We start from the raw sequence: 19,777 nt of genomic DNA on the forward strand, positions 1-19,777 counted from the left end.
TTAACGATATAGCAATAACTATTATTTCTTAGAATAGAGACGGGCCGCGTGTCTATTGATATCCAATTGGGCGTGACGCGAGCCGGTGCGACGTTTTCCCATCAGGCACCGCCTCCTGTTTGAACCTCCCTCGGCTGACAACGGCGCGTGACAGCAACACAAAGTGGCGTGCCGCAGGTGTCGGCGCGCGTCGGTTGATCCGTGCAGCGTGGGGTCGCTTCGGGTGCTAAAAGACCCTCAGCGGCGTGCCCCGGTTGAGAGACAAGTCCTTGAACTTACCTGCGCCACGTCAATTTCTCGCAGGCAAAGCGCTCTCGGCGCCCGATGCCGAAAGCCATTAGACGGACTGGACGTACTCATTGACTGACCAAGTGTTGAGGCAGCGCAATCGCATAGTCACCGTTCTTATTGCGCTTGGAATGCCGTGTATTGTCATGGTGTGGCTCTACGAAGCATGGGCGGGATTGTTGACGGAGACCGCCCGTTACTACTACCCACTGCTGTTAGTGGTCCTGGCTGTATCTTCGATCGCTATTAGAACTGCGCCCGTTTACCGCCGTTACGCCGAGTGGTTCGCCTTCGCGTTGCTCGCCTCATATTTCATCGTCTCTCTCGGCGCGTTCGCACTCTTTCCGTCCCAAATAACCATCTACAACGTCGCCAACATTATTCAGTAGATGCCCATTCTTTACGTGAGTACCTTTATCCTATTGAAAAGATGGCAAGCGGTGTCAGCCACCACAACCGTTTTCTGTCTTTCGCTTATTCCAACCGTCTTCGTCTTGTGCTTCAAACCTCATGCGTGGCCGAGTTCGATCATAGCGCTCGTTATCAACGCCTATGTTGTTCACCTCTTGACCATTCTGACCCTGTCTCTTGTTGTCGTCATGTCGCGACAATATAGCCGTGTTCAGGAAGCGGTGAGTACCTTTGCGGCGGAGGCGCGGCTTGACCCGCTGACGGGCGCGCTAAATCGCCGCGGCTTCTATGGCCTCTTCTCCGAGGCTGTCGACGCAGGCGTCGATACGGCCGCATTGATCATGCTGGATCTTGATAATTTCAAACACGTCAATGACGTCCATGGTCATTTTTTAGGTGACGAGGTCATCACCCTTGTTGCGAGCGTCGTTCGCAGCGAGTTGCGGTCATCCGACCTCTTATGCCGTTGGGGCGGAGAGGAATTTCTCGTCGCGATCCTCGCCCCTTCAGAGGGCGCCGAAATCGTCATCGCGAACCGAGCCCGGGCGGCCATCGCAGCCTCGCCCCACCCCGTGGCAGGCGCGATCACGGCAAGCCTGGGCGTTTTCAAGTGGTCCGGGGACATGAGCCTTCAGGAAGCCATCAAAGGCGCCGATGGCGCTCTTTACCAGGCGAAGCTGGCGGGTCGGAATCAAGTCCGATTTGCGTGAAGGCAATGACGGCCACGACCGCTGCGGCAAAGCCTGATGCCGCACCCACCCCCAGCGCCCAGCGCGGGCCGAAGGTGTTCGCGACCCATCCGACGATCGGCGCTCCGATAGGCGTGCCCCCAAGCGCGATGCCGACACGCAGCGCCATCACCCGTCCGCGCATGGCGGGTTCTGTCGAAAGCTGCATCAGGCTGTTCGTTGTGTTGGCAAAGGTCAAAGCGGCCGCGCCAATAACAACGAGAGCGCCGGCGAACAGCCAGTAGCAGGGCGCAATGGCTGCCAATGCGCAGCCAAGCCCAAACACTGTGGCGCCGACCAGCAGCGTGCCGAACTTGGGCCTGGTCCGACCGGCGCCAATCAACGCGCCGGAGACGGTACCAATCGCCGTGATCGACGACAACACGCCGTATCCGCGGGCGTCGCAATGAAAGACGCTGACTGCCATGGTCGAGATGAAAATCGGGAAGTTGAGACCGAAGGTTCCGATCAAAAAGAGCATGACCAGGATCGCCCGGAGGTCGGGGCGGCCCCATACATAGCGGAGTCCTTCGGTGAAATTTCCCCTGGCCCGTTGGGCCCGCGCGTTGGGACGAAGGTCGGCCACGCGCAGAAGCGCGAGGGACATCAGCACCGCAATGAAAGAAGCGGCGTTGATCAAGAAGGCCCAACCGGTGCCGATTGTGGCGATGACCACGCCGCATACGGCGGGGCCAATCATGCGTGCGACGTTGAAAGACGTCGCGTTAAGCGCCACGGCGTTGTGCAGGTCGTCGTCGCCGACCAATTCCGCAACGAAGGTCTGCCGTACCGGCGCATCGAACGCCGCCGCGCAGCCGAACAGGAAGGCGAAGATATAGACGTGCCACAGTTGGACGACGCCGGAGACGACGAGACTCCCGAGCGCCAGAGCGAGGCCAGCCATGGTCGCCTGCGTGGCGATGAGGAGCTTGCGTTGATTGAAATGGTCAGCCGCGAAGCCCGTCCACGGCAACAGAAGAAGCTGCGGCCCGAACTGCAAAGCCATCACCACGCCGACCGCCGAGGCGTCGTGATGGGTCAGTTGGGTGAACACCAGCCAGTCCTGGGCCGTTCGCTGCACCCAGGTGCCGATGTTGGAGACGAAGTCGCCGGCGACCCAAACCCGATAGTTGAACCCTCGCAGGGATCGGAAGATGCCCGCGAACGGGGCCTTCAAAGATGCTCAGGCTGATTGCCGCCGTGAAAGCGGCCAAAGTGGCGGGCGGCAAAGAGGGCCATCAGAAGCGCACCAGCGCCGCATGCAAGGACGTCGCCCGTGTTCCTCCATCCAAAATCGCCGATCCGGCAGACGAGCAGATACCCCACGACGATGTTGAAAAACCCCCAGACCACATTGACGGAGGACGAAGACAGGCCCTGGCCCGGCGGCTTGGCGAAGGGCGTTTGAAACGGCCTGCCCATCATGCCGCTGACGAGGTGGGGGATCGCATTCGCCAGGAAGGCGCCGCCGAAGAAGGAGGACAGGAGCGGAAGCCACAGCATGTCAGGCGATCCTTTTTGGCAGAAGATTGATGATCTCTTCGCTCGTTCCGGTCTCACCGAGGCGCGGGAAGACGTTGGTGATGCTGTAGGCATGAGCTTCGGGACGCAGATCGGTCATCGCATCGATGGCGAGGGTGACGTTGAACCCTTGCTCATAGGCTTGTCGTGCCGTCGCCTCGACACCGGTTCCGGTCGCCACGCCTGCGATCACCACCTGGGTAACGCCCCGTGCTTTCAACCGGGCGTCAAGGTCGGTGGTGGCGAAGGCGCCCCAGCTCCGTTTCGTCACCACGATGTCGCTGGGGTTCTGGTTCAGCGCCGGAATGAGGTCGGTCCATCCATAGGGACGGGACCCTGTTGGGCGGGGCTGTTCGGTGCGGCCTGGTGCCCCGCCATCGACATTGACGAGCACCACCGGCAGCCCTCGCTCGCGGAAGGCATCTGCCAAGAGGCCAGCCCGGTCGATGATGTCTGCGATCGCGGGGACGGTGCGGAGACCGATGACGCCCTTTTGCAGATCGATGATGATGAGGGCCGTATGAGGATCGACTGTGGTTAGCGCCATGGAATTTCCTGTCGACAGGCAGCACGGTTCACTGGGGGCGAAAGCGCCGCGAGCCTCCATCAATCGTCGACGATCCGCTGCAGAAGGGCGACGGCGTCCACAAGCTTGCCCTGCTCTTCGGGCGACAGACGCACCTGAAGCGTACGGGTTAGCCAGTCCTGGCGCGCCGCCCGCCCTTCCTCGACCCATATGCGGCAGGCATCCGTGAGCGAGAGGATGGTCTGCCGTCCGTCCGCCGCATCCGGCGCACCTTCCACAAGGCCGGCGCCTTCCAATGCGGAAATCACTGGCCCCATCGATTGCGGACGTATTCCTTCCGCCCGGGCAAGGCTCGACGCTGTGGCCGGACCGTCCTTTTCCAAACGGAGCAGAACTGACAGCTGGGACGGCGTCAGGTCGCCGATATGCGCCTGGTCTCGCATCCGGCGCTTCAGCCTGCCGATCAGGGCGCGAAGGCTCTGCGCTAGGTCTGAAGCACGTGTGTCGGAGGGGGTATCTGGCGCAGCGTTCATGGCGCGCCCTGTCGCATATAATCAGGTAAACTGTAAAGTCTTTCTGTTCAGCTTCCTGATGATAATGGGACGTTAGGTCTCCTTGAACCAGGTGACGGCGTCCGCTCCGGCGGGAAGGCGCGCGGGGGCAGTATCGTCCGTGACGGCTCGCCAAACGGCCTCCGCGACATCCAAAGGCCGCGTGACCTCCGCGTGTTCCGCGGCAAATCCCGCCATGACGGCCTGGCCAAGCGGAGCATAGGGGGGTGGGAAGTCGAATACGCCTTGGGCCAAGGCGCGTGCATTCTCCCCAAACCGGGTGTCGGGGGCGAGGCCTGGCAGCACGAGTTTGACCTTGATGTTGAAAGGTTGAAGTTCAAGCGCGACGGATTCCGAGAACGCGTTCACCGCTGCCTTGCTGGCCGTGTAGATCGAGAGCAGCGGCAAAGGGCGCAACGTGACTGTGGAGGTTACGTTGACGATGGTCCCGGCGTTGCGGGCGCGGAATTGCGGCAGAACGGCCTGGGTCATCGCCATGGTGCCAAATGTATTGGTCTCGAAGATGCGGCGGACCATCTCGATCGGCGTGCCTTCAAGGGCATTCAGCCACCCGATGCCGGCATTGTTGACCAGGACATCGATCTCGCCGGCGCTCGCGATGGCCTGGGCGATGCTGGCAGGATCCGCCACGTCCAGCTGCAGCAGTGTCAGATTGGGGGCGGCAGGAAGGATGGTCTCGTCCGGGGTGCGCATGGTGGCGATGACGCGCCAGCTGCGGTCCAGAAAGTATTTGGCGATCTCCAGGCCGAAGCCCGAGGAACAGCCGGTGATGAGGATGGATTGCATGATGGCCTCTGTTGATGCGTGGCCACCCAGGGTAGATCGGTCAGACCAGACGATATATGATGAGAAGTCCTTAAAGCATTCGAATGAGTCCAAATGGCCGATCCCCTGACCGAAATCGTCACGCTCCTCCGGCCGCGGATAAAGTTTTCCAAGGTGGCCAGCGGCGCCGGGCCTTGGCGGCTGCGCAAAGAGGGAGACGGACATCTCTTCTATTGCGCAGTGGTGGAGGGCCGCTGCCGGTTGCAGGTGGAGGGGCGTGAGGCCCTGATGCTCGGGGTCAATGATTTCGTACTGATCCCCGCAGCCGCGGATTTTACGATGAGCAGTCTGCATCCAGGAGCGGAGGGCATGGCCCTGTCCGAGCCGGTTTGCCTGCCATCGGGTGAGTTTCGGCTGGGCGATCTCGCGGGGCCGGCCAATGTGCGCAATCTCGTCGGGCATTGCGTCTTTGCGTCACCAGATGCCGCGCTCTTGGTCTCGCTTTTGCCAGACCTTGTGCATGTGCGGGGCGAGGCGAGCCTGGCGACGCTTGTGGCCCTGGTGGGGGAGGAAGCGCGCGGGGCCAAGCCGGGGCAGGAGGTGGTGCTGGCGCATTTGCTGGAGGTGATGCTGATCGAGGCGCTTCGGTCGGCAGCCGGGGTAGGGGCGTCACCCGGCTTGCTGCGCGGGTTGGCGGATGAAAGACTGGCCGTCGCCATTAGGCGCATGCATGAGGCACCGGGGCGAGGATGGAGCGTGGCGGAGCTGGCACGGGAGGCGGGCTTGTCGCGCTCATCGTTTTTTGACCGGTTCGGCCGGGAGGTTGGCGTGGCGCCGATGGAATATCTGCTGACCTGGCGGATGGCTCTGGCGAAGGGCCTGCTGCGGCGCCACGGCGGCGGCGTCGCCGAGGTCGCGGAGAAGGTCGGGTATCGGTCTGCTAGTGCCTTCAGCGTGGCCTTCACCCGGCATGTGGGGACGGCGCCGGCGCGCTATGCCCGGGACGTATTGGCAGGCGTTTAAGCCTCTTGATCTCGGGGCGGCCACGTCCGCACTCGCACGGCGCGCCGCGGATCGATGACAGACCTGTCATGGGAATTGGCGAAAGCAAGCAAAGTAACTGACGAATTCTCATTGGAAAGGTTAAGCCATGACACAAGTTCTAGAGCAAACTTCGGTGTCGCAGGCACTTAACGCCGTCGGTCAAGCCGATGCATTTATGGGCAAGATCGTAGAGATCGCGATTGTGACTCGCGATCACAAACGGACGATGGAAGGCTTATGGAAGCTCGGCATCGGTCCATGGCAGGTCTATACGTTTGGGCCACACAATACGGAAAACCAGACGTATCGAGGCGTGCCGAGTGCCTTTGAATTAAAGGTTTGCTTCGCGCAGTCGGGTACTATGATTTGGGAGATTATGCAGCCCATCTCTGGCCCTAGCATATTTGCGGAATTCCTGGAGCGTCATGGAGAAGGGATCCACCACGTTGCCTATGATTGTAATAACATTCCTTTTGAGGAACGGATAGAGGAGTTCGCCAAGCGTGGTTTCAAGCTTACGCAATCCGGGAGCTGGCTTGGCAAAAATCACTTTGCCTTTTTTGAAACGGAACAGGAGACAACGACCTGCTTCGAGACTTACATCTTTCCGGAAGACTGGGAATATCCGGACCCTGATGAGTTCTATCCTCCGCGTGCATGATAAGTGGCATAACAGTTTTTGACTCTATGGTTATGACGTGCGGAGGTGGTCGAGGAGCTAGATCGTGCGATCGACAATCGGGTCGTGCACCGTGCCCAGCCAGCGACCAATTCGCGAAGGATCGCCGACCACCCGCATCTCGCCCGTGCGCAGGAACCTGTCGCATGCGGCGCTATACTGCGGATCGGCGCTCCGCAAGCTGTTCAACGCCCGTGCGGCTGCAGCCGTAATCTCGATCGTCACATCCGCCCGCTCGTCCGGCCGTGCCCCGACCCTGAACGATGGCTTGCCGCTGACAATGTCGAAGCGTAGGCCTTGCACGAAGCCCTCAGACAGTTCGATACCATCGGTGTAGCGCTCGACCAGGGATAGAGTGAGGTCTGGAGAAAGGCCGGACTGCACAGCGGCCTCGCTCATCAGCTGCCCCACCATCTCGAACCAAGCCGCCGTTCCCTGGCGCAGTGTCGCGTCTGCGATCATCAAACCGCTCCTGTCATGAGGTAAAGGCCAAGGCCATCATGGGACGCTGTGGCCTCACGCCACATCGAGCACGATCTTGCCTTGAATGTGGCCTTGGGCCGCCCGCTCATGCGCCTTGCGGGCGTCGGCAAGCGGATAGGTGCTGTCCACAACAACGCGGATCGTGCCGTCATCGAGCAAGCGTCCGAGGTCCGTCAATTGCGCACCGTTTGAGCGGACCTGGGTCGCCGAGACAATGATGCCCCGTTTCTCTGCGTCTTCAGCAGCGGAAAAGCCCAAGGGGAATATGGGGAACAAGGCGCCGCCGCGCTTCAGCGTGCGCAGGAAACTATCCGTGGTCGGACCGCCGACGGCATCGATGACAAGATCGACGTCATGGGCCACATCTTCGGGAGCGGTCGTGGTGTAGTCGATGAACGCATCGGCGCCGAGCTCGCGCAGAAGCTGCTCATTTTTTCCCGATGCCACGGCAATGACATGCGCGCCTTTTAGTTTCGCGATCTGCACGGCAAAATGCCCCACGCCGCCTGCGGCCCCGTTCACGAGGACCGTCTTGCCCTCGAGCGGAACCGGCTCATGCGCGTTCGGCTGAAGCGGGTTCGGTTCATCATGTCCCAACGCGATCATGAATTGCCATGCGGTGAGCAGCGACATCGGTGCTGCGGCCGCATGCCGATGATCGATGCCGGTCGGCTTGCGCGCTAGGTCCGACACCGGCACGCTGACATAGTCTGCGTAGGCCTTGCTGCCCCCGGCGAGGCCGCCCGGAAAACGCACCATCGCATAGACCTCGTCGCCGACGGCAAAGGTCTCGACATCCTCCGCGATCGCTGCGACCACGCCCGAAATGTCGGTGCCCGGTATGGCGGGGAAAGACACCTGCGGCTGCCACGCGGGAGGCAGCATCTTATACCCGTCGCGCAGATACCAATCGGGGGGATTGATGCCGACCGCATGCACGCGGACGAGCACTTCGCCCGGCTTCAGTGCGGGCTTAGGCGCATCCTCATAGACCAGCACCTCGGGGCCGCCGAACGCATGGAACCGGATTGCCTTCATCGTCTCTATCAACATCGCTAGCACCTTCACCACGAATGGAGTATCTGTTGCGGAGCAGTGACCCACTTAAACGGGTCACTGCTCCGTTTGTCAAGGGGAGTCTATGCGAGCCGACGCCCAAAAAAACTATGACCACCTGCTGGCGGTCGCGCGGGATGTGGTGACCGAAGACGGCGCGGAGGCGTCGCTGCGCGATATCGCGCGTCGGGCTGGCGTTGGCCTCGGCACGCTCTACCGTCACTTTCCAAGGCGGGAGGTCTTGCTCGAAGCCCTGCTGCGCACGAGTTTCGATGCACTCACAGTGAGGGCCGGCGCACTGGAAAAGTCGACGTCACCGGCAGATGCATTGACGTCCTGGTTGCGCGAGATCGTGGTCGTGACACACAGTTATCGGGGCGCCATCGCGTCGATGGTGGCGGCCATCGCCGAACCGGACTCTGCGCTTCACGCATCCTGCGTCACCATGAAGGCGGCCGGCACGCAGCTTCTTGTGCGCGCTCAGGCCGAAGGGGTGGCGCGCGCCGATATCGACGGCACGGACCTCTTCGCGCTGGTGAGTGCGGTTGCGTGGCTGCATGATCAGCCCTCATTCGCACCACGCGCCGATCACCTCGTCGATGTCATCGCCAGCGCCATCCTGACCAGGGGCTAACCGCCTGGGAGGAGCATGAGGCGCTGGGCAGTCTGCCGCCCATCGAGCAGATGAATTATCCGCGCGCCCAAAGCCACCGGCAAGTACCGATGAGCGTGCGGGTGATGCTGGCAACGATCCTCGCCGCATAACAACCCCTCTGGTGGTCATCGGTTCGCCAGCCGGCTGGAGGCGATGCCCTGCGGCGCAGGTAAAAGCCCTAGAGACGGGCGCGGTGTAAGGGTTCTCTGTACAATGCAATTACGGGTTGCATTGCGGCTTTGAGAGGGCCGGGTTTGATGCTAACTTTGGTTCAATGATAAAAACTGCCGAGCGCGCTGGACCTACGGCGGAGCCTGAAACGAAAACGGTGTCGGTGACGTCGTTTTCCACCGATTCCGTGGCACCGGCGCAGCGGATCGACTATTGGCATAGCGGCGTGCTGCGCCGCCTGGATAGTGCGCCTGGGCTGGATGCGGGCGCGCCGTTCAACGCCAGACTGACACGGCTGGCAGCGTTGGGCGTAGAGTTGCTGGACCATAGCGGCGGTGCCCAGCAGGTGCGACGCGATGCCGCGCCGACGGGCACGACGATATCAGTCTTAATCTGATGGCCTTTTCGCCCAGCACCTGCGTGATGCACGGCGCCGCCAAGCTTACCCTGCGCGCCGGCGACATGATGATTATTGATTCCAGCTTGCCGACGGAGATCAAGCGCCAAAAGCACCGGGCCATTACCCTGTTCATTCCGAGGGCGAAGGTAAGCGCGATATGTCCAGACCCCGGCCGTCTCGCCGGGCGGTTGATGCGGCCCGACGGCATTGCCGGTGTTTTACGCGCGCATTTGCAGGCGACCATCGACAATGCGTCGCATATGCTGCCCCAGCAGCAGGTTCTGGCCATGGACGTTGCCATGCAGCTGGCGCTTGCCGCATTATCGGAGGAGTCCGGCGCCCTTCTGGATGCCGAGGTGCTGGACGGCGGGCTGTACCATGCGGCGAAAACACATATCGCCCGGGACTGTACGAAGTTCGCAACAAATCCACTCTCTGTCGTGCAATATCTAAAGTGTTCGCGCACCGTGCTGTATCGGGCGTTTGCCAAGCATGGCGAGAGTGTGTCTGCGTGCATCTGGCGGGCCCGCCTCGCTCATGCAAGGCAGATGCTGAACGCAGACCGGAATCGTCATCTCTCGATCAACGAAATCGCTTTCCGAAGCGGTTTCACCGATCATTCAACCTTCGACCGGATGTTCAAGCGCGCCTATGGCACGAAGCCCGGAGAAATGCGCCAGATGAGCCTGGAGCGTAGCCAGACGCGCTAGCCAAATCTGATGTGTCAGCCGGATATGACCAAGCCGTTCCTCTTGATTCCCTAGCGCAAGCTGTTGGCGGAGGCTTCTTGGTCTAGCGAAGAGAATAGCGCGAGCCGCTGTTTCTTCTCCAATGAGCGTTAAAGCTTCAGCCATTCGATTGCTGCATCATCGTCGGAAGGACCTATGGACACCGCCATCCGAAAGGCTCGGTCAGTACTCCCGCGATCGTTTCTCATGCTTGTGCAGTACACCAGTCCAAGCCACGCATAGATGTGGCTTAGTGCCTCCAAAGCTATCCGAGAAAAAGCGGCTTCCGCGTTGCCGAGTTTTCCCTTGGCATGCATTGTCTTCACCCGGCTAAACATCGTTTACCCAAACATATCTCTAATCGCGCCTGCCAGGAATCGGGCGCTATGATGCCAATCAGCCAAGACGACGGTTGCGGATGGACACGGGAACTTGCCCTGCAGATTGCGCACCTGGATCTCGCAATTCGACAATCGGCTGGGTCAGTGTTTCACGGTTATGCCAATGAGAGATATCCCCTCCAATAGCGCTGCATTGCGAAGAAAGGTCATGGCGATATTGCCGCAGCCGATGACCCCGATGCCGAGTGTGGACATGAACAGATCCTCCCGCCTTGTGTGCCAGCGCTGGCGTCGCTCATGCGCCAAAGCCCGCAGGGGCTCAAGGGGCATCACGCGACTATGTGCGGTCTTATGCTTGACCTTGCGCGTCGTTTGCGGGATCGTTCCATTCATAAAAAGGCGCGGCGATCAAGATCGCACTACAACGGGGGATGCGGTGCGCGAAAATCGCGATCAGATTGGCCGCTACGGCTGTTAATGGGCGGCGAGGAACGATGATCACGAAAGACGCCCGCCGCCTTCGGGTCGGTATTCTCGGCTGCGGTCCGATTGCGCAATTCGCGCATCTGGACGCCTGCGTGAAAGCCCGCAACGCCGATCTTTATGCGATCTGCGATGCAGCCCCCGATCTGCTCGCCCGCATGGCCGCAACTTATGAGCCGACCAGGACTTTCGCCGATTACGATGCCATGTTGGCGGATCCCGACGTTGAGGCCGTGATCATCGCAGTGTCGGACGCTTATCATGTGCCGATGGCCATGCGCGCGCTGGAGGCGGGGAAGCACGTGCTGTGCGAAAAGCCCATCGGCACGTCGGTCGCCGAAGGCGAAGCGCTGCGTGATGCGGTCAACCGGTCTGGCCGCAGTCTGCAAGTCGGTCATATGAAACGCTTCGACCCCGGCTTGGAAGCGGCCCGGGATTTCGTGCGAGACGAAATGGGTGAGTTGTTAGCCCTGAAGGCATGGTATTGCGATTCCACGCATCGCTATACCAATACCGATGCCGTCCAGCCGCTCCCGGTGACGAGTAAGCTGGCCCGTAAGCCGAGTGGCAATCCCAAGGCCGATCTTGCGCAATATTTCATGCTCGCCCATGGCAGCCATTTGGTCGACACCGCGCGTTTCCTGTGCGGAGAGATCACCGAGGTGCGTGCGCGGCTTTCGACGCGGTTCGGTGCGTATTGCTGGTTTGTGGAAACGAGTTTCGCGAATGGCACGCTGGGTCATCTCGACCTCACCGTCGCTGTGCGGATGGACTGGCACGAGGGCTTCCAGCTTTACGGCGAACACGGCAGCATTCTCGCCAAGACCTACAATCCCTGGTTCTACCGGTCCAGCGACGTCGAGATCTTTTCGGAAAAAGACGCGACCTATCGCCGACCGTTAGGCGCCGATGGGCATTTCTTCCGTCGGCAGCTTGAAGGTTTCGCGGAGGCGGTGCTGGATGGCGCGCCGATGCGCGGTGCCGATGTCGAGGATGGGTTGGCCTCGATCCGCGCAATGGTGGCAATCGCGCAGTCCGTGCGCAGTGGCGATAGCGTCCGGCTCGCCGATGTAACTGGCGCCGTGTGATGCAGATCGGGATTTTCGCAAAGACCTTTTCGGGCACGAGCGTCGAGGCCATTCTCATGGCTGTGCGCGAGGCCGGCTATGCGGTGTCGCAGTTCAATCTGAGCTGCGCGGGGCTGGCGTCGATGCCGGATGCCGTGTCGGAAAAGGTGCTGCGGAAAATCCGCGCGGCGACCAAGGCGAGTGGCGTTTCCCTCGTTGCGCTGTCAGGTACCTACAACATGATCCATCCGGATGAGGCTGTCCGCGCGCGTGGCCTCCGGCAACTCGGCGTCGTCATCGCCGCGGCGTCGCATCTCGGCATTCCGCTCGTGACGCTATGCACCGGCACGCGTGACGCGGAGGATCAGTGGCGGCATCACCAAAACAACGCGGACCCGTCTGCCTGGCATGATCTGGTGACGGAGATGGCGAAGGCGCTGGCACTTGCCGAGCGCTTCGGCGTCGATCTGGGTATTGAGCCGGAGCCGTCAAATGTGGTGACATCGGCCCTGGATGCACGGCGGCTGATCGATGACATGGCCTCGCCACGCCTGCGCGTCGTGCTCGATCCCGCCAATCTGTTCGAAACCGCCACGGCAGAGGCGGCGGCTGCCCTGGTGCGCGACGCGGTGGAGAGGCTGGGCGCCCGGATAGCCATGGCCCATGCCAAGGATCGCGCTGCGATTGGTCGCCTCGTCCCGGTCGGTCACGGCATCGTCGACTTCGCCGATTTCGTCGCACGGCTGCGGGGTGTGGGATTCGATGGACCGCTGGTGGCCCATGGGTTGAGTGCCGAGGAAGCGCCGGCCGTGGCGAGATACCTGCGGGCTGTCACGACATGACGCGGCTGGTACGCGGCGGTGCAGTCCTGCAGATCTTCGACAAGGGCAGGGGATTTCCCATCGTTTTCCAGCACGGTCTCGGCGGTGATCAAGGGCAGGTCGCACGGAACCTGCCGCCCGAGATGGAGGCGCGCATCCTGACCGTGGAATGTCGTGGCCACGGCGGCTCCTCGGCGGGCGACGTGCGACCCTTCTCCATCAAGGTCTTCGCGGAGGATGTGCTTGCCGCCGTCGATGCGGCGGGGATCGACCGCTTTGTCATCGGCGGCATTTCGATGGGGGCGGCGATCGCCCTGCGCATTGCGGCGCATCATCCCAACCGCGTCGCCGGTCTGGCTCTGGTGCGGCCGGCTTGGCTGTTCGAGCCCGCGCCACAGACGATGCGGCCTTACGCGGAGGTCGCCGCCGCGCTGCGTGACCATCCGCCCGAGGAAGCACGCGCCGTCTTCGGGTGTTCGGCGACGGCGCGCCATCTGGCCGAGCATGCGCCCGACAACCTGGCCTCCTTGCTCGGCTTTTTCGATCATCCGGATCGCGCGTTGACCGCCCATCTTCTTGCCGATATCGCGGCGGACGGGCCCGGCGTGAGCGCAGAGCGCGCGGCCGCCATCGGCGTCCGGACAGTCGCCATCGGCTGCGCGGAGGATGAGGTCCATCCCCTGTCCTACGCCAAGACGCTCGCGACGGTGATGCGTGGCGCCTTCATCGAGGTTGCGGCCAAGGCGCGCGCGCCCGCACGCCATTTCGCTGAGGTGGGGAGCGCGATAGGGGAGTTTTTCGAGACGCTCGACATCAAAACCGGAGGTGGCTGACCATGGCCGATAGAAGCATCGACACTCTTCATGATGATGGCCGCAGACCTGAAACGCCCGGAAGCGCATGTCGACGTCTTTCCGATCGACGTCGCCGATGGAGGTGTCGCGCCGAGTTTGCCGTTCTTCTGCGATCTGGTTTGGCCTGAACGGGCGCTGAAGTCTGCCCTTGTCGGGCGTTGAAAGCCTGCCTAGTGTAGGCCAACTGCGTCAAACAGGCGCAGAGACCAAGTTCGCGATTCAAGAACAAAAAAGAACACGGGAAACGTCGATGAGAAACATGAACGCTAAACATCTGAGAGCCGTTTTGCTTCGCGGCTGCTGCCTGGCGACAGCCTTGGGGGCCGTGACACTCGGCGGCCATGCGGCGCGCGCGCAGACCATCGGCTTCGTGCCCAGCATCGCCTCCGATCCGTTCTTCGTTTCGATGGAATATGGCGCGCAGCAGGAAGCCAAGGCGCTTGGCATCAAGTTGGTATGGCAGGGCGCGATGGGCGTCTATTCGCCGACAGCACAGCTACCGTTTGTGAACGCCGTGCTGAATCAAAAGCCCGCCGGCTTCGTGTTGGTGCCGACGGATAGCAACGCGCTGATGCCCTCGGTGAACCGTGCCGTTGCCTTGCACATCCCAGTCGTGACCGCCGATACCAGCGTTGCCGACACGACGAATATCGTCGGCGCCGTCACCGGCGATAACATTGGCGGCGGTGCCTTGGCCGCCGATTTGGTCAATGAGGCATTGGGTGGCAAAGGCGAGGTCTATCTCATGAACGGGCTGCCCGGCGTCAGCACGGATGAGCTCCGCAAGCAAGGTTTCGAGAGCAAGATCAAGACCTATCCTGGCCTCAAATATCTCGGCTTCCAGTTCAGTAGCGACCAACCGAGCCATGCGGCCCAGGTCGTGCGCGATCTGCTGCTGCGCTATCCGAAACTCGGCGCTGTCTTCTGCATCGATGACGAAACCGCCATCGGCGTGATCCAGGGCCTGCGCAACGCGGGCAAGCTCGGCCAGGTGAAGGTCGTGGCCTATGATGCGGAGCCGGGCGAAGTGGCGGCCTTGAAGGCCGGCGACCTCATTGGCCTGATTGCGCAGCAGCCGGTGCTGGAAGGCCAGATGGCAGTGAAGATGGCGGTCGATGCCACCAAGGGTATCAAGCCCGCACAGAAGAACAACATTCTGCCTGACATCCTCATCAAGCGTGAGACGATGGACAACCAATCGCAATATTTCTATCGCGGCCAGTAAGGCGACAGAGTGAGGGCGGCGGATATGGCGACCCCTCCATCAATCACGCCGCCCAAGGACTCCTGGCTGTCGCGCCGTCCCTTGGTGCGTCAGCAAGTGCTTCTGATCCTGGCCCTCGCCGTGATCGTCGGTATTTTCGAGGTGCTCAATCCGGGCTTCCTCGGCACCGACAATATCAGCAGCATTCTCCAGGATTCGACGGAGACGATTCTGCTCGCCTTCGCCGAGACCCTGGTCATCATTACCGGCGGCATCGACATTTCCGTGGGGGCCACACTGGGGCTTTCCGGCATCGTCGGTTCCATCGTGCTGGTGGCCGTGGGGCAGGCGGGCTTTGGTGCTTTGCCGAGTCTGATCCTGGGCACGGTGGCGGCCCTGGCAGTCGGTTTCATCATCGGACTCTGCAATGCCTTGATGATTACCCGCGCACGGGTGACGCCGTTTATCGCGACGCTCGCCATGCTCGGCATCGCGACAGGCCTGACCTTCGTTCTGACGAACGGCGTCGATATTTCGGGCCTGGCGCCGCAGATTGCCACCTGGGGCAATACGGTTTTCTTCGATGTGCTCACTCTGCCGATCGTCGTGACGGCAATCCTGGGTGTGATCGTCGCATCGTTCCTGCACGGCGCGCGCTTCGGGCGCTGGACCTTCGCCGTGGGATCCAATGCGCGGGCAGCACGCGGCGCCGGCATTCCAGTACAGCGGCATCTGATGAAAATCTACGTCATTTCCGGGCTGCTATCCGCCGTCGCGGGCGTGCTCGTCTTCATGCGCCTCGGCACGGGCTCACCGCTTGAAGGCGCCAATGACGAGTTGAACGCAATCGCCGCTGTCGTAATCGGCGGCGCAAGCCTGTTCGGCGGCACTGGCACCATCATCGGCACGCTGCTCGGCGCGCTGATCATCGGCACGATCGTCAACGGCCTCATCGTCGCCGGCATCCAGCCTTATTGGCAGACTGTCATCATCGGCGTGATCATCGCGATCGCCGTCATGGTGCAGGAACGCGGCCGGGCGAGGGACTGACTGCCATGACCCCCAACGCACCGCTCAAACCCGCCGGCGACGTTCTGCTATCCCTGCAGCATATCACGCGCACCTTCGGCTCCGTCACCGCGCTGCATGACGTGACCTTCGACGTACGTGCGGGCGAAGTGGTCGGCCTCGTCGGCGATAACGGCGCCGGAAAATCGACGATCATCAAGATCATCTCGGGCATGTTCCAGCAGACGAGTGGTGAGGTCATCCTGGAAGGCACGCCCCACCGCTGGACATCTCCGCAACAGGCCCTGGGTGCCGGGATCGAGACCGTGTATCAGGACGTGGGGCTGGCCTCAACGCTGTCCATCACCGCCAATATCTTCCTGGGGCGGGAGATTGTGCGGCCAGGCCTGCTTGGCCGCTTGGGGTTCCTCGACAACGTGGCGATGACGCGTGTCGCAAAGGAGGATACCGCCAAGACCGGCATTCGGCTGCCGCATCTGGAAACCACGGTCGGTCATCTATCGGGTGGCCAACGCCAGGCCATCACCATCGCGCGGTCGATGTCCTGGGCGCGCAAGCTGCTTATTCTCGATGAGCCCACAAATCATCTCGGTGTGCATGAGGTGGAGGAACTGCTGCGCCTGATCCGCCATGTGCGCGATGAAGGCGTTGCCGTGATCCTGATTTCACACACCCTGGCGCATGTCATGGCGATCACCGACCGCATCGTGGTCATGCGCCTGGGTGAGGTCGTGGCCGAGCATGTCACACGCACGACGACGACATCCGCCGTCGTCAACGATATCGTAGGTGCGACCGAGGCAGAAATCGCCCGCAATATCAACTGAGAAAGCTGCGACCATGTCCCTGCCAGCAGGCATCTTCATCAATGGCGTGACCGGCGAGGTGCCAGACGCCAATGAGCACTACATCAAGACCATTGGCGAGTTGCGCGGCCTGTATCGGGACGTGACTGCCTTCGACACCTATCTGCGGGATTGCGGTGACGGGCCGGCCTATGCCGTCGCGGGATATCGGCAGGCAGATTCCGATATCATCTTCGGCACCACAACGATGCAGCCGGGGAAGATTGGCGACGAATATTTCATGACGCGCGGCCATTACCATGTCCGTCGCGACTGTGGCGAAGTCTATTACACCCAGAGCGGTCATGGCGTTCTGCTGTTGCAGACGCGCGAGGGTGAAACACGGGAGGTGACGATGGCACCGGGCGTCTGCGCTTTCATCCCGCCTGACTGGGCCCATCGTTCCGTCAATACTGGTCCCGAACCATTGGTTTTCGCATGGTTCTGCCAGGCAACGGCCGGGCATGACTATGGCGATATCCTGAGCCACGGCATGCGGAAGCTGGCTGTAGAGCGTGCGGATACGCTGGCAATCGTCGCCAATCCGGGGTTTTAAGGCGTCAGGGCGGGTCGTCTCTATCCCGCGTCGATCGCCGGAAACCGGCCGGAGAGCGCGGGATAATCCGCATCGGGTTGAGCAGCGATTGCCCGGATACGCTGCTCAGACGCCGCCAGAGCCTGGGTGCCGTCCAGCACACGCAGAATCGTGTCATAGCGGCGCTCCTCCCCATGATCGAGCCAGATCAACTCGTCTCGCCCCTCAGCAAAAGCACGGCCCAGCACGTGGTTGGTGGAGGGCTCGATTCCCATGGTGTATTGCCCCGTCTGGAAATTCTGCCATTGGTAATGCGCGGGGAATTGCGCGTTGAGAGTCTCTACCTCCAGGCCGAAAGCCAGGCGATCGTTCAACAGCGCCACGCGCACGCGGCCTGCGTCATCAGCGGCCAGATCGTGCTGCCAGACCTGCTCACGGAAGTTCAAGATGGGACTTGGCATGAGGCGATAACCGACCTGCTGCCGCGCATAGGCCTCGCCGGCATGGGCCGCCCAGATCACATCACGGATCGGTGCCACATAGCGCGCCCCGGCATCGAGCAAGGGATAGCCCAGGTTGATATGATAGAGGTACATATGCGGCGTCGTGTAGAAGCCGTGGTTGACGACACGATCGGTGAGCCGGATCTCATCGCCGCCCAGGCGGGCCTCGATGCGCCGGATGAGGTGAAGATCCTCCCCGAATACGGTCGATTGTTGCACAATGCCTTCGCACCAGAGGGTACAGTCGTCGCCCTCCCAGATCTCGCCATAGCCCGTCAGCCGACCGGGAATCATGGCAATGCGGCCATGCAGTGTGGCCCGTATTTCGGCGCGCCCAGGATAGTTGAAGTTTGCGGCGGATGCGGTCTCACCGCCCAGGATGTGATCGAGACCGCAGGTGACGAGCAGGCCGGACATCGATCGCAACCAGCCGAGCCCACCTTCCTCTTCCGGATGGCCGAGACCGGGATGGCGGAAGCCCGCAGGCGAATGCCAGCCGATCGACCGGCCCTTATGCTCGCAGTCCCCGATATCGAAACCCCGATCCAGCATCACCGTGAAGCGCAGCCCCGAGCCGGTCCGGAATTCGAGCACACGCACCCCGCGCTCGACGCCATCGGCGAGGGTCATCAGACGCACGCCGGAAAATTGCGAGAGCATGCCTGCACGTTCCGCGACTTGCCTGCGGGTGAGGGGCTCGCCGAACAACATCACCATGCGACGACACTCCCACGCCGATTTTACTTCGGCTTCGGCGAATGATTGGTTACGATGCCTTTATTGTCAACAGATCGCTCAAATCACATCATTAATGCGCGGGCGCGGCGACAGTCTGATGGGTTAGCCGTAGGTCCTGGGCAGCCGCTTGCTCCGACTTCGGCCGAACCTGTAGTCATGACCGCATGGGGCCCACGCATCGCTTAGGAACGGATATGAACGCTTCTGGCAGTAGCCGGACCCCGCGCCTCAGGTCACCGAATGGTTCGCGGATCACGCTGGACGACATCGCGCGCGATTCGGGCTTGTCAGTCGCGACCGTAGACCGCGTTATCAACGCGCGTCCCGGCGTGCATGGCCGCACCCGCAACCGCGTGTTGGAGGTGGCCAGTCGTCTCGGTTATATCACTGCCACAGTCACGGAACTTCCCGAAGTATCGGCATCGGCACCGATCATCTCCCTCGATTTCGTACTGCCGGATGGCACCAATAGCTTCATCCTCAACCTGGCCCAACAGATCGAACTCCTTGGCGCGGCACGGCCGGACCTGCGCCTGCGGCTGCACATGATCGAGGGGTTCAACCCTGCCGCCCTTGCCGCAAAGCTCGCGGAACTTGTCGGGCGGTCGCATGGCGTGGGTATTACGGCGCTGGATCATCCCGTGGTGCGTGAGGCGATCCGGTCTCTCACGGGCAGCGGCATCCCGGTGCTGACGCTTGCCTCCGACATCACACAGGTGCCGCGTATTGCCTATGTCGGCATCGACAACCGCGCTGCCGGCCGCCTTGCGGGCTATCTGCTCGGCCGCTTCCTGCCGAAAGCTCCGGCGAAGATCGCGCTGTTTGCGGGTTCGCTCTCCTATCGCGGTCATGAAGAGCGGGAGATGGGCTTTCGCCATATCGTGAGCGAGGCCTATCCGGATCTCTCCGTCGTGGAACTGCGCGAAGTGAATGATGATACCGGGCGCGGCTATGAGGAAGCGAAGGCGCTGCTTGGGAAATATGCCGATATCGCCGGCATCTATAGCATCGGTGGCGGAACCGAAGGCATTGCGCGGGCGCTGGAGGAAACGGGGCGGGCACAGGATGTGGTCTTCGTCGGCCATGAACTGACCGAGCATACGCGCCGCTTTTTGATGTCTGGCACGATGGATGTGGTGATCGATCAAAATCCCCGGGTCGAGGCGCGGGAAGCGATCGACCTGCTCACCCGCGCCGCCCGGCAGGAGGTTTTCGTGCGGGGGGCAACGGTGCGGGTGCATGCCATTTTTCGGGAGAATCTGCCGGAGTAGGGGTGCGGATGGCGGTCTTCTTGTTGAGCAGCCCTAGGTCACCGAGTCCGAGGGGCACG

General features: G+C 61.7%; 24 protein-coding genes. 16 read left to right on the forward strand and 8 right to left on the reverse strand.

The genetic code is table 11. The features are described from left to right. The first annotated feature begins 359 nt into the window (after positions 1 to 359). Complete coding sequence (locus QP803_RS05210; RefSeq protein ID WP_284946666.1) at positions 360 to 677, forward strand: hypothetical protein; 318 nt, start codon at positions 360 to 362, stop codon at positions 675 to 677. Beyond that, complete coding sequence (locus tag QP803_RS05215) at positions 678 to 1,409, forward strand: GGDEF domain-containing protein (protein ID WP_284946667.1); 732 nt, start codon at positions 678 to 680, stop codon at positions 1,407 to 1,409. It begins immediately after the preceding gene. On the opposite strand, the gene QP803_RS05220 is transcribed toward QP803_RS05215, so the two are convergent. From QP803_RS05220 to QP803_RS05240, 5 genes are all read right to left on the reverse strand, one after another. Beyond that, complete coding sequence (locus QP803_RS05220) at positions 1,342 to 2,604, reverse strand: MFS transporter (RefSeq protein WP_284946668.1); 1,263 nt, start codon at positions 2,602 to 2,604, stop codon at positions 1,342 to 1,344. The genes QP803_RS05215 and QP803_RS05220 overlap by 68 nt on opposite strands. Further along, complete coding sequence (locus QP803_RS05225) at positions 2,601 to 2,930, reverse strand: hypothetical protein (protein ID WP_284946669.1); 330 nt, start codon at positions 2,928 to 2,930, stop codon at positions 2,601 to 2,603. Before QP803_RS05225 ends, QP803_RS05220 begins: the two co-directional genes overlap by 4 nt. A gap of 1 nt (position 2,931) precedes the next feature. Continuing rightward, entirely contained in the window at positions 2,932 to 3,495 is a 564-nt protein-coding gene (locus QP803_RS05230; protein WP_284946671.1) for an isochorismatase family protein, read from the reverse strand. 59 nt (positions 3,496 to 3,554) lie between these two features. Next, positions 3,555 to 4,007, reverse strand: a complete 453-nt coding sequence (locus QP803_RS05235) for a MarR family winged helix-turn-helix transcriptional regulator (protein WP_284946672.1) — start codon at positions 4,005 to 4,007, stop codon at positions 3,555 to 3,557. A 72-nt stretch (positions 4,008 to 4,079) separates the two neighbouring features. After that, positions 4,080 to 4,832, reverse strand: a complete 753-nt coding sequence (locus QP803_RS05240; RefSeq protein WP_284946674.1) for an SDR family oxidoreductase — start codon at positions 4,830 to 4,832, stop codon at positions 4,080 to 4,082. 93 nt (positions 4,833 to 4,925) lie between these two features. Here QP803_RS05240 and QP803_RS05245 point away from each other — a divergent pair, with 93 nt between their 5' ends. Both QP803_RS05245 and QP803_RS05250 read left to right on the forward strand, forming a co-directional pair. Next, complete coding sequence (locus QP803_RS05245; protein WP_284946675.1) at positions 4,926 to 5,834, forward strand: AraC family transcriptional regulator; 909 nt, start codon at positions 4,926 to 4,928, stop codon at positions 5,832 to 5,834. Between the two features lie 127 nt (positions 5,835 to 5,961). Then, complete coding sequence (locus tag QP803_RS05250) at positions 5,962 to 6,516, forward strand: VOC family protein (protein ID WP_284946677.1); 555 nt, start codon at positions 5,962 to 5,964, stop codon at positions 6,514 to 6,516. A 57-nt stretch (positions 6,517 to 6,573) separates the two neighbouring features. Here the strand turns inward: QP803_RS05250 and QP803_RS05255 are convergent, their stop codons facing one another. Then, entirely contained in the window at positions 6,574 to 6,996 is a 423-nt protein-coding gene (locus tag QP803_RS05255) for a hypothetical protein (RefSeq protein ID WP_284946678.1), read from the reverse strand. A gap of 54 nt (positions 6,997 to 7,050) precedes the next feature. Beyond that, entirely contained in the window at positions 7,051 to 8,070 is a 1,020-nt protein-coding gene (locus QP803_RS05260; protein WP_284946679.1) for an NADP-dependent oxidoreductase, read from the reverse strand. An 88-nt stretch (positions 8,071 to 8,158) separates the two neighbouring features. On the opposite strand from QP803_RS05260, the gene QP803_RS05265 reads away from it, so the two are divergent. From QP803_RS05265 to QP803_RS05315, 11 genes are all read left to right on the forward strand, one after another. Next, positions 8,159 to 8,707 carry a TetR/AcrR family transcriptional regulator gene (locus tag QP803_RS05265; RefSeq protein ID WP_284946680.1) on the forward strand — a complete coding sequence of 183 codons (549 nt, stop codon included), beginning with the start codon at positions 8,159 to 8,161 and terminating at the stop codon, positions 8,705 to 8,707. A 355-nt stretch (positions 8,708 to 9,062) separates the two neighbouring features. Then, a complete protein-coding gene (locus tag QP803_RS05270) occupies positions 9,063 to 9,296 on the forward strand; it encodes a hypothetical protein (protein WP_284946681.1) in 234 nt (77 codons plus the stop codon). Next, positions 9,296 to 10,009: a helix-turn-helix domain-containing protein gene (locus QP803_RS05275; protein WP_284946683.1), complete on the forward strand. Its 714-nt coding sequence runs from the start codon at positions 9,296 to 9,298 to the stop codon at positions 10,007 to 10,009. The genes QP803_RS05270 and QP803_RS05275 overlap by 1 nt, the downstream gene beginning before the upstream one ends. Positions 10,010 to 10,862: 853 nt before the next feature. Beyond that, positions 10,863 to 11,939, forward strand: a complete 1,077-nt coding sequence (locus tag QP803_RS05280; RefSeq protein WP_284946684.1) for a Gfo/Idh/MocA family protein — start codon at positions 10,863 to 10,865, stop codon at positions 11,937 to 11,939. Continuing rightward, complete coding sequence (locus QP803_RS05285) at positions 11,939 to 12,760, forward strand: sugar phosphate isomerase/epimerase family protein (protein WP_284946685.1); 822 nt, start codon at positions 11,939 to 11,941, stop codon at positions 12,758 to 12,760. The genes QP803_RS05280 and QP803_RS05285 overlap by 1 nt, the downstream gene beginning before the upstream one ends. Beyond that, positions 12,757 to 13,572 carry an alpha/beta fold hydrolase gene (locus QP803_RS05290; RefSeq protein WP_284946686.1) on the forward strand — a complete coding sequence of 272 codons (816 nt, stop codon included), beginning with the start codon at positions 12,757 to 12,759 and terminating at the stop codon, positions 13,570 to 13,572. The genes QP803_RS05285 and QP803_RS05290 overlap by 4 nt, the downstream gene beginning before the upstream one ends. 30 nt (positions 13,573 to 13,602) lie before the next feature. Beyond that, a complete protein-coding gene (locus QP803_RS05295) occupies positions 13,603 to 13,755 on the forward strand; it encodes a hypothetical protein (RefSeq protein ID WP_284946687.1) in 153 nt (50 codons plus the stop codon). A gap of 97 nt (positions 13,756 to 13,852) precedes the next feature. Next, complete coding sequence (locus QP803_RS05300) at positions 13,853 to 14,818, forward strand: ABC transporter substrate-binding protein (RefSeq protein WP_284946688.1); 966 nt, start codon at positions 13,853 to 13,855, stop codon at positions 14,816 to 14,818. Positions 14,819 to 14,842: 24 nt separating this feature from the next. Continuing rightward, complete coding sequence (locus QP803_RS05305; RefSeq protein WP_284946689.1) at positions 14,843 to 15,847, forward strand: ABC transporter permease; 1,005 nt, start codon at positions 14,843 to 14,845, stop codon at positions 15,845 to 15,847. Positions 15,848 to 15,852: 5 nt separating this feature from the next. Further along, a complete protein-coding gene (locus tag QP803_RS05310) occupies positions 15,853 to 16,653 on the forward strand; it encodes an ATP-binding cassette domain-containing protein (protein WP_284946690.1) in 801 nt (266 codons plus the stop codon). Positions 16,654 to 16,666: 13 nt separating this feature from the next. Further along, positions 16,667 to 17,227, forward strand: coding sequence for a glucose-6-phosphate isomerase family protein (locus QP803_RS05315; RefSeq protein ID WP_284946691.1), 561 nt, complete (start codon positions 16,667 to 16,669; stop codon positions 17,225 to 17,227). A 20-nt stretch (positions 17,228 to 17,247) separates the two neighbouring features. On the opposite strand, the gene QP803_RS05320 is transcribed toward QP803_RS05315, so the two are convergent. Beyond that, complete coding sequence (locus QP803_RS05320) at positions 17,248 to 18,426, reverse strand: aldose 1-epimerase family protein (RefSeq protein WP_284946692.1); 1,179 nt, start codon at positions 18,424 to 18,426, stop codon at positions 17,248 to 17,250. Positions 18,427 to 18,641: 215 nt separating this feature from the next. Here QP803_RS05320 and QP803_RS05325 point away from each other — a divergent pair, with 215 nt between their 5' ends. Beyond that, complete coding sequence (locus tag QP803_RS05325; protein ID WP_284946693.1) at positions 18,642 to 19,718, forward strand: LacI family DNA-binding transcriptional regulator; 1,077 nt, start codon at positions 18,642 to 18,644, stop codon at positions 19,716 to 19,718. Positions 19,719 to 19,777 lie beyond the last annotated feature (59 nt).

The sequence above is a fragment of the Acidisoma sp. PAMC 29798 genome (assembly GCF_030252425.1).
GTDB lineage: Bacteria > Pseudomonadota > Alphaproteobacteria > Acetobacterales > Acetobacteraceae > Acidisoma > Acidisoma cladoniae.